The organism is Pseudomonas delhiensis, from assembly GCF_900187975.1.
Lineage (GTDB): Bacteria > Pseudomonadota > Gammaproteobacteria > Pseudomonadales > Pseudomonadaceae > Pseudomonas > Pseudomonas delhiensis.
In genome coordinates this window covers 1-1,448 of the sequence record NZ_FZPC01000077.1, presented here as the reverse complement: position 1 = coordinate 1,448, position 1,448 = coordinate 1, and the positions used below count along the sequence as shown (strand labels likewise).

The following is a 1,448-nucleotide window of genomic DNA, read 5'->3' as shown; positions in this document are numbered from 1 at the left end:
GTAATTGGATGGACTCACCCTCACCGAGGCGTCGAGGCGCCACGGTGGCATTCTAAGAGGCCAGCGACAGTGAGGGTGAGGCCATGAAAAAGCATACGACGACGAAGAAGCCCATGTCTGCAGTCGATGTGTCGGTTTGCACGACAATCGCCGTGGATTTGGCGAAGAAGGTCTTCCAGGTGGCCGGGGAAGAGGCCCAGGGCCAACTGGTGTACGAACAGCGGATCAAGTCGCGTGAAGCGTTTCAGGTGTTCCTGCAGAAGCTGCCGACGGGCGTGACGGTACTGATGGAAACCGGTCCGGGTGCGCAAGCCTGGGCCCGGATGCTGCAGGCGCAGGGCAACCCGGTGCGTATCCTGCCGGCCCAGCGTGTGGCCGAGCACCGCAGCGGGGCAAAGAATGATCGCAATGACGCCCACGCCATTCTGCGAGCGGGGCGGGATTGCAGCATTGCGGCGGTGCCGGTGAAGAGTATCGCGGCGCTGGCGATGCAGGCCTGCCACCGGATTCGGCGTGGCTATGTGCGGCGGCGTACGGCCACGGGTAATCAGATACGCGGGCTACTGCTGGAGCAGGGTATCGCCCTGGCCCAGGGGGAGGCGGCCCTGAGCCAGGGTGTCCCCCGGGTACTGGAGGACGCCAGCCAGCCCTTGCCGGATCTGCTGCGTGAGCTGATCGACGAGATGCTGAGCGAGTGGAAGCGGCTGGGCGAGCGCATTGCAGCGCTGACCGAGAGTCTGGAAGAATGTGCCAATGCGGACCAGGCAGCGAAACGGCTGATGACGGTGCGTGGCATTGGTCCGATCACTGCCACGGCGCTGCTGGCCAAGCAGACCGAACCGGAACGTTTCGCCACTGCGCGCCAGTTCGCCGCCTACTTCGGTATCGTGCCGGACCAGCACAGCAGCGGGCAGAAGGTGCGGCTGGGCAAGATGAACAAACGAGGCGACGCCTATGTGCGCAGCCTGATGGTCGTGGGCGCGCATGCGGTATTGAAGCAACTGCGGCCGGATTCCGAGCACCCGGACGACCGTCGCCTGCAACGCTGGCTACAGCGCCTGGGGCGCAAGGGGGCGGCCGTGCGACTGGCCAACCGCAACCTGCGGATCGCCTGGGTACTGTTGCGCAGCGAGCAGACCTACCAGCGCAAGCCGAACGCTTGCCAGGAGATTGAGATGAGTCACTGATCCAACGAGTTCCCGCCACCGGGGCGCCAAGCCGCTCCAACCCCTGCTGAAGAACATTGACCCCTGGTCAGACCGTCGCGGATTGATGCCTACGCTCCTACTGGCCTTCGAGGCCTCTTTGTAATCGGCATTCCGCGGGCTTACCCAATGTTGGCCAGAAGCCCGACGTGGCTTCCTCGAACAGGCCTAATACATAGATGCAATCGGGTTCCTCTGTTCAAAAGCGGGTTGACGGTGGGGGTGAGTCCATACATAGGAGCG

Annotated in this window: 1 protein-coding gene; it reads left to right on the top strand. The window is 63.6% G+C overall.

The window, feature by feature from the left end; all coding sequences use genetic code 11:
* The first annotated feature begins 128 nt into the window (after window positions 1-128).
* Window positions 129-1,187: an IS110 family RNA-guided transposase gene (locus tag CHC02_RS29770; RefSeq protein ID WP_089394943.1), complete on the top strand. Its 1,059-nt coding sequence runs from the start codon at window positions 129-131 to the stop codon at window positions 1,185-1,187.
* The last annotated feature ends 261 nt before the right edge of the window (window positions 1,188-1,448 follow it).